The sequence below is a fragment of the Collinsella sp. AM20-15AC genome (assembly GCF_003471405.1).
GTDB lineage: Bacteria > Actinomycetota > Coriobacteriia > Coriobacteriales > Coriobacteriaceae > Collinsella.
Genome location: NZ_QRJA01000044.1, coordinates 1 through 9,345 on the forward strand (window position 1 = coordinate 1; position 9,345 = coordinate 9,345).

Here is a 9,345-nt window from a genome sequence, read left to right on the forward strand (position 1 = left end):
GGAGCGGACGAACCGCGAGATAAAGCGCAGGTCGAGGGTGGTGCAGGTGTTCCCCTCGACGGCATCGCTGGTGCGGCTGGCGGGCGCGGTCATGTGCGAGCAGGACGAGGTGTGGCAGGAGTCCAGGTACTTCTCGGAGGCAAAGATGGGCGAGCTCTACGACGAGGGCCGCGCCCACGGGATCGACGGCACGGTCGACTGGCCGCGGCTGGAGGCCGAGGCCAGGAAGATGATCGAATCCGGACTCGAGCTTGCGGACAGGATCGAGGCGGCATAGGATATCAACCGTATTCCAGGTTCTTGGACGCCGGGCCGACTCGCTTCGGATCGGACGCTACACCAACTTTCTCGACACTACCGTCCAGCAAAGACAGCTGAATATATCGACCTTTTTCAAGAGGCTTGGTATCAAATGGCTCTGAGAATCTCGCTAGCTTGAATTCAGCTGTGCTGGGGTAATGCGAGTCGTCGTACATAGCCTGCAGGCTGCAATCCTCAATTAGTGTGTTTTTGCTGAATGTCAGATATTTGAGGAAGTCTTCTGCTGCATGCCACAGGCGATAGAAAAACCAGTAATCGTCCGTTTCATCAAACTCGAAAATCATGCTGGAATTAAGGGTGATGGGTGGAGTACTAATTTTCATACTGCATGTCCACCCAACTGAGAAATACGCCGCGATATCTCTGCCCTCAAAGCGAAATGCTCTCTTCACGGTCGAAGTTCTGTCGAATCCATTTGTCCTGATAGAGATGATTCCCTTTTCTGTAAGGTCGTCAGAATCAAATACCTGCGAGAATGCCCTATTAACCGGATGAATGTAATTCAAGGCCCTGCCGGATAGAGTCATCCTGCAAAAACCATTGGTATTCGGGCTACATTCCAGATACCCAGCAACGTTGATATACAGAGTCGAATTTCGACTTCCGACAGTCGATTCCTCCCTGGTCAAAAAGATCAATCGCTTGCTTGTCTCGTTGCAGAAGCCGTCAAGATAAGGCACATCAACAGTCAAAGGGTCGCCGGATGTATACACACCGGGGCAAATTTCTTTTTTTAGCCAACCCCACATAATGTCATTCTTGCGTTCTTTGGGCGGGATGAGAACAAGCTCAGAGCCATCGAACACAAAGACAAAATCAACATCTTTGAATTTTAGAGTTCCCGAATACGTGTTGTCTGTCATCTTATTTACCCCTCATAATGACCTTTCCAGTCCTTGTTCGCAACCTTGTCGCCGATCCTCTCGAGATCGACGCAGGCGAAATGCCAGTCTCCTAACAGCTTGTCCAAGCTGGGCTTAACGGGTTCCACATCACCTGCGTGAACCCGAAGTCGGAGTGGGGGAAGCTGATAGTGAGGTACTTTCCCGAGCTCGCGCCGCTGCAGGCGATTCGGAACAACTATCCGAAGACCCCGCTCACGCTCGACCGCGTTGACGTGGGAGGTCGCGGCGGCATCAGGCAAGAGAACATCATCGACTGGATGCTGTCCGGGGCATGGCCAACAACGTCTCTTATGCCGAGTTCACAATTTAGACAGGAGAACCTGTACCCGCGAGATTAATTGCGTCTCATCCATTTCCTCGGGGGCAATCATCGAACTTAAGGTGGCGCATCGGAGCCATGGAATTAAAGAACTTATCACCGAAATAGTCGAGCAGAAACTCTGGAAAAGCCGATAGCACAAACACCGAACCGTCCTCGATCCGCATCCTTTTCTCCTCGCGGAAGATCGCATCGACCGTAACCAGCTCTCGATACGTCTCAAATGAAACCTCATCGAGACCGAGCAGGCACTAACAGAATCCCTCTCCACGCCCTCTAGACATTTTGCAGCAGAAGGCACCGTTTCTCTCAGTACCTCCACAACATCCAGATCGAAGTCCTCCTCTGCAAGCCGCTCGTAAAGCATGTAGATGTTCTGCGCCGCTGGCAGACAGATCACCCTCAGGTCATCTCTCCCTTTCAGAAAAAGATCCTTCATCTTCTCCGCAAAGCGCAGGTCACGCGACTCTCCTTCAACGATGAAGAGCGTGACCGGGCTAGCCATCGAAAGCACCGGCCTTAAACATCTTCTGGAGGTTATGCGCCAATCTGAGCTCCTTGGGTGTTAGCTTTTCCAGCGAGCGAATCTCCCCCTCCTTGAGAATGAAATAGACATCGGGACGCATGAGGTCGTTCGTCAAAAGGTCCGTGTTGTGCGTCGTAATGAAAACCTGGACACCCTCAAGGTCCCGTAGCATCTCCACGATCGACCGGGACAATTCAAAGTGATAAAAGGCATCGAATTCATCGATAAAGACCAAGGAAGCCTTGCTCATCTTGATATACCAGTAGTAGTACAGAGCAAGTGACATGGTGCCTGTCGAGGCGACCGACGCAAACGGAACGGTACCGCCCTCGAACCTGCAATAAAGCTCGGGAACTCCATTCACGTCCACGGATACGAGGTTCAGGGAGATTCCCTGCTGGCGCAAGAATTCTTGGAAGTCCTCCATCTTTCCTTCGCGAATAATGCCCTGGGTAAAGATATCCGAGCCAACCGAAAGCCCCTGATATCCACGCTCATCGAGCGAGTAGAACATGAGCATGTTGTCGACAAAGGAGGTGAAGGCTCTAAACGCCCTGGCAGACGGCTCATCTCGCAGTATTGCATTGCTCTTGACATATTTGACACGCGACAGCCTGTCGGACTCAGTGGGGAGATCGGTAGAAAGCGAGAGGGACTCGGCGCCCGGCAGGTCAACATGGCCCGTTTGAGCGTCGAACCTGTAGCTCAAGACCTCCACGCCAGCAATGTACAGACTCTCGTATACAAGCGTCTGTGGGTCGGTTTTCCCGTAGCGGTATACGACCTCGATATTGTCGAAGACAAAATCGTATTGAAACTCTGTAATTGAACTCTTTGAATTAAGGCACCGGTATGGCGAGTATTTTTTGAGCAGCTTTTCCTTGTCGGTCAGATGCAGAACAATGTCGAATATCGCGAGGGCGAAATTGGACTTTCCACTGCCATTCGCACCATATATGATGCCCTTTGCCTTAATGCCATCCTGAATTACCTGTTGATTGAATGAATAGTTGGCGGGATCGGATAGATCAAATGTAATTCGCTTATTGAAGCACTTGAAATTTGAAACCGAAAACTTCTTGAGCATGGCACGGCTCCTCTGCTTTCTGAGTCTATTTGAAACACAGGATAAAGTAGCTTAGCAAATTGGTCAATTTGCCCGTATTTTTAATACGGATATTCCGAAGAAAAACTACGGAAGTACGCGATATACGCCGGGCCTGTCCAACCGATCATAGTCTTCGCAGGGCAAGACTTCTTCGCGCGCGAGGGTGAATGTGATCTCGATCGTTAGGCGCACGCTGATAAAACTAGGCGGTACCGTCTCAGCGACCCCGCCTTACAAATCCGAAGGTTTTTCATCTAAATCTATTATGAACCATCTTTTATGGACTATCGGAACCATTTATCAAACAACATCATCAGAAACGTGAAGGGCGAATTCGGAAGCTGATTCTCCCTTTCACCGGCTGGCAAAACGATTTACACCTAATTGTGGACATTGCCCACGCGATTTCTCTTTGCTCCCGCATCGATCTCGCTAAACTAATAGGTGCTGCTACCAGGGCATTTTTCTGGTGCATATTCTATTGGCTCCTGCGAAAATCGGAGCAGCTATGTTTGCCGCCGAGTCCCACACCGGCCGTCATCACATCGCGATCGCTGCCATGGCCTGCCTATGCGTTTTGCTGGGCGGGCCTTCTTGTGCCGCGGGCGCGGAGAGCCTGTTTATCGCGGGCGCGACGTACTGCGAGCCGGGCGTGTCGGGCCCCGGCTGGGCCTGGACCGATGCCGGCCATCTGGAGCTTGACGGCTACGCGGGCGACGCCACCGCCGCCGACGGCGACCTGGTCGTGACGCTCGCCGGGCAAAACTCGGTGACGGAGTCGAATGCGCCCGATGCGGACATCACGCAGTGCGGCATGGAGGTGTGGGGCAGCCTGACGCTTCGCGGCACCGGGTCCCTGGCGGCATCGGGCTCGCAGTGCGCGATCCACGTCTCGCGGGCGCTCGTGGTGGACGGCTGCGCCGTCGATGCCCGGGCGGACGGGGCCGACGTCACGGACGAGGCCGTGGCCGGCGTGATCGCCGGCGACATGGCCGTGCGCGGCCGCGGGCGCGTCGTCGCCGCGGGAGCCGGGTCCGGAGCGGGCGTGCGCGCCTACGGCGTGTATCTGCAGGATCTGGGCATTGGTGCTGGCGCGGCTGGCTGCCGGCTTTCCGTCGCTGCCTCGTGGCTCGATGCGGCCGGTGCCGACGGCGGCGTTGCGTGCACGGGCGGGTCGCTTGTTTCCGCGCGGTTTATGGCGCCTGCTGGTGGGGCATTTGGAGCTGGTGGCGTGGTGGATGCCTCCGGTGCGGTGGCACCGCATGTGGTGATTGAGCCCGATGTAGCCACGTCTCCGGCGGGGGAGACGGACAGGGGCGAGGTACCGGGCGGTGGGGCGGAAAAGTCTCCCGCCGATTCAAGCCCCGCTGCTGGAGAGCCCACCACGGGGCCCACGGCAAATCCCTCGCTGAAACCCGCGGCCGCGACAACCAAGACCACGGTCGCCAAGACGGTCAAGCCCAAGCCTGCCACCGCAACAACTGTGGCACTCCCCAAGACCGGCGACAACAACTGGATAGCCGCTTCTTTGGCGCTTTCGCTGCTTGGGACAGTGCTCATGGCTGCCGCATGTCGGTGCTGAAGCACCCATTTCGATAGACTATGTAGAAGGCCATATTCTTAACGACGCATTAGTAGATTAATTTATTACAACAATTGCTCAGGATTTATCTAACATGTACCACGAATCGGATCATACAGTTGACGCTGCCAAGAAAGAATTAAACGCCGGCCTTCTTGAGCTGCTTGAGCGTTGCAGCTATCTATACAACGAGGCATTTTATGCCAACACGAAACTAGCAATCCTTCGCGAACTGTCTAAAGCATCTTCCGACTATGAGAATGAGGTAATTTGCGCTGGCTGCTTCTTCAGCTTTACACAACTTGCATTAACCGAATCCTGTTTCATGAATTGCGCACGGTTATTTGATGCCAAAAGCGACGTCAGTATTGGGAACTTGATAGAAGACGTCAAGTCTCATTCTGCTGAAATCGACGCACTTGCAATCTCCTTATTTAATGATCGACCAAACTTTGACAGGCTTAATCCAATCGTTCATCCATTGGCAAAGGACGAGGAGCGTTTCTACCCCAAAGAAGTTGAGTCACAACGCTCAGATGAAAAGCTGTTCGGAAATCATTACAGAATGGTTACTGTGTGTATAACCACTCATGACCTTTCCAATTTATGGAAAAAACGACTCAACAGTCTCCGTAAACTAACTGACATGCTTCGCGATCAGCGAAATAAGGTTTTCGCCCATAGCGACATGGAAGCACTGAAATATGATGAGCTTGTTAGGCGACTTCCTTTAACTTACGGCGAAATTCAAAAACTAATCGACTTCGCACTCGATCTGACAATCGAATTATTTGCAAAAATTACTGGCATTGAAAAAGATCGATTGCCCAAGAACTACAACGATATACAAGGCCTCCTAAAATATGCGGAGGTTGGCATGGAGGCTGTTGAGCAGCATTTGGGTAATCTATAGGATTCAAGCGCCTGCAAGTAGTTAAGCATGCGAGCGCTTGAATCTGAAGACGATCCTTGACATAAAGTCCGACTTTCGCACAATGACGGTTTTCCATGCCAAAAAGACACTGAAGTGTGAGGTGGTTCAAATCTCAGTAATACAAATAATCAGCAGTTCAGGTCTTATGGGAATAATTCAATTCGCATCACGTTGCATCTAAGCGGCTGTTTATACTTGGATATAAACACTAAGGAGGCAGCAATGCTTTGGAGCTATGTTCAGCTAGATGACGGCACTCAGTTTGCCTACTCAGAAACACGAGACGACGGGACCGTTCGCGTAGCCGTCGAGCGCCCGGTTGATTTTGGTTTTGACCATGCAGAATGCTTTCTACCTGCGGTCAAATGGTTTAACGTCGAAGGATTTTCTACTGACGAACTGGATTTTTTGACCGAGTTCGTTAGATCAAACGCTCCGTTTATCTTCGAGCTTGCAGAACGGCAAAAAGCTGGACCGGCGGTGGCATAATGCCTCGAATTCTTGTTTTTGGACAGTATGTTCTGTTCTTTTGGATCGCGGAAAACGGAGAACCCGTTCACATCCATGTAGGGGTAAAGAGGGCGGCTGCTAACTCGACTAAGTTTTGGCTCACTAAAAATGGCGGATGCACACTTGCGAACAACGAGAGCAAGATTCCGGCTAAGGATCTCAGGGATCTTTCAAAACTAATCACCATGAACCATCGATACATTTGTGACAAGTGGCGCGAAACCTTTGGTGATGATTCCCTGACATTCTATTGCTAAACCGCAATTGAACCATGATTACGCTTGTCAACTCATGATTGCCGATGTTGACGGGCGGGACCTTCCTGTTACGCCGCTAGTGCTCCAATCGTACTTTCCGATAGCCCGGAACCCAAAGACAACCAGCACTACGCCTGGATCCAGGACCTTGTTTCCGGAAACCGCACGCGAGCAGAACTCGCCGACGAGCTGCGCCGCAATTGCGTTGTGTGTTTCGACGGTGCGTCGCACGTATAAAATCTAAGCATCCAAACTCTAACTATGAAATGGAATGGAATGGACGCCACATGGAGATCCCAAGCACCCTGTGCAGCAATGTGTACGACTTCGCGTTTTGCCCCGAGCCCTGCTACGACCGCCTGGCCGACCTCGCCGACCCCGAGGACTGGGGTCCAGGCAACCGCATCCTCAAAAACTACCTGTCGTTTTCGTTTAGCCGCGCGGTGTTCCTGACCGAGCGCGACGTGGACCAGACCGCGCCGTCCAACCTGCCGTTGGTGTTCGACGACGATCGCTGCCTATTCAACACCGGCCTGTACACGCGCCGCTACGAGACCATCTACGGCCTGTTTGAGCCCAATACCAAGCCCGACGCGCGCCAGCGCTGGTTTTTGAAGGGCTTCTTTAAGGAGAGCGACCCCATGCTGGTCTCGTTTGAGTACCTGCCGTGCCGCGTGCGCTTTGCCGAGGACCCCTCCGAGCTGGTCTTTGACTACCGCCTACCCATCCGCTCCAACATCGACCACATTCTGGGCGATGAGGAGAACCTTACGCGTATTCCCGCCAGCCTGATGGGGGAAGACAACTCGCTGCTGCTGCGCCGCGCCTTTGAGGGAGCCGTCGTCGAGGCCGCCCGCCGCGCCGCCGCCAACTACACGCTCGCGGTACCGCAGTTCTACGGCGGCCGGATCCAGCTGCCGCTGCCCCTGTGCCTAACCGGCGACAAGCCCGAGTTGGCGCTGACCATCCAGCGCGAAGACGGCTTCTACGCCGCACGCACCTGCCTCACGCTTGACATGGCCTACAACAACGCACGACTTATCTGCCGCCCCGAGACTTCGTGGATCAAGCGGTAAATGGTGGTTTAGCTGCGGTTTTGCCGATTGCTTTGGTTGCTTTGGCTTGGCTAGCACCCACGAATTTAAAATCGAGGGAAAAAAGTTCTTGGTAAACCACGCGAGGCTATGATAGTATCTCTTTTGCCGAAAGGCGACGGGCGATTGGCTCAGGGGTAGAGCATATCCTTCACACGGATGGGGTCACAAGTTCGAATCTTGTATCGCCCACCATCAAAAGTACAGGCCAGAGATGTTAAATCTCTGGCCTTTTTCTTTTTGACACCAAGGGTGACACCAAAAATAAAACGTAGTCGTCTAAGACGTAATTTTTATCACAACTTTTTTGCTGACGTCATTGCACGTTTTGTATATAACGCATGCGTATTTTCATTGAATTACCCATATGATACGAGCGCAAATGTGGAGACAGGGACCACACGCCCAGAGCTCCTTCCAGCAGATTTCTATCACACGAGGGATTTTTGGCAGAACTCGTCAAGCTATTGGCCAGCGTTTGGTCAGCTTCCGGTACTTACCCGCATGATGCCCCAGTAGATAATCGGCGATGTCCGCAATCCGCGCGGCCAATGGCCGATACCAGGGGAGACGCAAATGGACGAAATCGTCTGCGCAAACACCGCATTCCGCTACTGGCGCTGCCCACCGCAGGTGCGCGACCTCTACCCGCGCCTGCCCAACTCCGAAGAAGGCTGGCGAGCCCTGTCCCAAGCCCCTTTCGTAACCGATATCCTCAAGACCCCGATTATTACCACCACAGTGCGCGGTGGCGTTAACTACCATTCGGGATTACGGACAACAATCCACTGTGATGATGCTTCGGGAGTGGATAGCACGCTGGAAACCGCGATGAGCTTTAGGGTTACCAATCCACTTGCGACGCTATTTACCATGGCGCGCTTTGTGTCTCCAACCGATCTTGTCCTTGCCATGTACGAATTTTGCGGATGGTTCTCAGTCTTTGAGCTCACCGCCGCAGCAGAAGCGGAGCTAGACAAAGCCAAAGACACTGCCGAGAATGCAACCACCGAATCCCTCTTTGACCTCGATGGAAGCCAAGAAGAACCACATTGGAAACGCGTTTATGCGCGCATAAAAGTCAGAGAACAGGTGAATGCGAAGGGGCCCAATGGACAAAAGAAAACGAATGAGGTCACAAAGCTAAAGGGCACTTCGCTCTGGATGAGGAAGCCGCTCATCGAAATACACGAGCTTCATGAGTATGCCAGTAAGATGAAAAAACGAAAGTGGGGTACGAAGTTTTACAACGCCGCGCAGCTGGTGACGGGCATAGCCGCTTCTCCGCTCGAAGTTGCAGGAATTTTATTGCTATCGCTTCCTCGCTCTCGCGGCGGCGCCGGTTTTAGAAACGTTTACGTCAACGACCTTACGCCGCTAACCGCATCGGCGCAGAGCATTGCAGGGCAAAAAGTCTGCTACGGGGATATCGTGATCGTGAATCCAACCATAATGAAGGCAGGCATCGTGGAGATTCAGGGCGAGGTCATCCACGGATCAGGCGCCGTGCTCGACCACGATGCCAAACGCATGACGGCGCTGCAAAGTATGGGGTATGACGTCTTCCTGGTTACGCACGACATGCTTAACGATGCCGAGCAGCTTGATGCGATCGTGCGAAGTCTTTGCTCGCGCTTGGGTTTGCGCTATAGGTGCAAAACTAAGGCGCAAAAGACAACGGAAATGGAGTTACGAGCCAACGTATTGTGCAATTGGCTGGAAATCGGTCGTTAGATGGGTGCCCTACTCACTTCCGGGCGCCCTCGGTCGGCTGCGCGCGACGCTGCCG

At 53.1% G+C, this 9,345-nt stretch carries 10 protein-coding genes and 1 tRNA gene; 9 read left to right on the forward strand and 2 right to left on the reverse strand.

The window, feature by feature from the left end; all coding sequences use genetic code 11:
* A partial coding sequence (locus DW233_RS09735; RefSeq protein ID WP_199574638.1) for a transposase occupies positions 1 to 277 on the forward strand: 277 nt, incomplete at its 5' end.
* Between the two features lie 4 nt (positions 278 to 281).
* On the opposite strand, the gene DW233_RS09740 is transcribed toward DW233_RS09735, so the two are convergent.
* The gene (locus DW233_RS09740) at positions 282 to 1,184 is read right to left on the reverse strand and encodes a hypothetical protein (RefSeq protein ID WP_118267976.1); all 903 of its coding nucleotides are present in this window, start codon (positions 1,182 to 1,184) and stop codon (positions 282 to 284) included.
* 170 nt (positions 1,185 to 1,354) lie between these two features.
* Here DW233_RS09740 and DW233_RS09745 point away from each other — a divergent pair, with 170 nt between their 5' ends.
* Positions 1,355 to 1,564, forward strand: coding sequence for a hypothetical protein (locus DW233_RS09745; RefSeq protein ID WP_147357156.1), 210 nt, complete (start codon positions 1,355 to 1,357; stop codon positions 1,562 to 1,564).
* 478 nt (positions 1,565 to 2,042) lie between these two features.
* On the opposite strand, the gene DW233_RS09750 is transcribed toward DW233_RS09745, so the two are convergent.
* A complete protein-coding gene (locus DW233_RS09750) occupies positions 2,043 to 3,158 on the reverse strand; it encodes an ATP/GTP-binding protein (RefSeq protein WP_118267980.1) in 1,116 nt (371 codons plus the stop codon).
* A gap of 529 nt (positions 3,159 to 3,687) precedes the next feature.
* On the opposite strand from DW233_RS09750, the gene DW233_RS09755 reads away from it, so the two are divergent.
* The 7 genes from DW233_RS09755 to DW233_RS09785 all read left to right on the forward strand — a co-directional run bounded on the left by DW233_RS09755 (position 3,688) and on the right by DW233_RS09785 (position 9,290).
* Positions 3,688 to 4,761, forward strand: coding sequence for a hypothetical protein (locus tag DW233_RS09755; RefSeq protein WP_118267982.1), 1,074 nt, complete (start codon positions 3,688 to 3,690; stop codon positions 4,759 to 4,761).
* Between the two features lie 94 nt (positions 4,762 to 4,855).
* Positions 4,856 to 5,674, forward strand: coding sequence for a hypothetical protein (locus DW233_RS09760; protein WP_118267984.1), 819 nt, complete (start codon positions 4,856 to 4,858; stop codon positions 5,672 to 5,674).
* Between the two features lie 243 nt (positions 5,675 to 5,917).
* Entirely contained in the window at positions 5,918 to 6,184 is a 267-nt protein-coding gene (locus tag DW233_RS09765) for a hypothetical protein (protein WP_055287420.1), read from the forward strand.
* Positions 6,184 to 6,462 carry a DUF4160 domain-containing protein gene (locus tag DW233_RS10620; protein ID WP_082421950.1) on the forward strand — a complete coding sequence of 93 codons (279 nt, stop codon included), beginning with the start codon at positions 6,184 to 6,186 and terminating at the stop codon, positions 6,460 to 6,462. The genes DW233_RS09765 and DW233_RS10620 overlap by 1 nt, the downstream gene beginning before the upstream one ends.
* A gap of 287 nt (positions 6,463 to 6,749) precedes the next feature.
* Positions 6,750 to 7,538 carry a DUF3825 domain-containing protein gene (locus DW233_RS09775; RefSeq protein WP_118267986.1) on the forward strand — a complete coding sequence of 263 codons (789 nt, stop codon included), beginning with the start codon at positions 6,750 to 6,752 and terminating at the stop codon, positions 7,536 to 7,538.
* Between the two features lie 138 nt (positions 7,539 to 7,676).
* Positions 7,677 to 7,751, forward strand: a tRNA-Val gene (locus DW233_RS09780).
* A gap of 381 nt (positions 7,752 to 8,132) precedes the next feature.
* Positions 8,133 to 9,290: a hypothetical protein gene (locus tag DW233_RS09785; RefSeq protein ID WP_118267988.1), complete on the forward strand. Its 1,158-nt coding sequence runs from the start codon at positions 8,133 to 8,135 to the stop codon at positions 9,288 to 9,290.
* Positions 9,291 to 9,345: the final 55 nt, after the last annotated feature.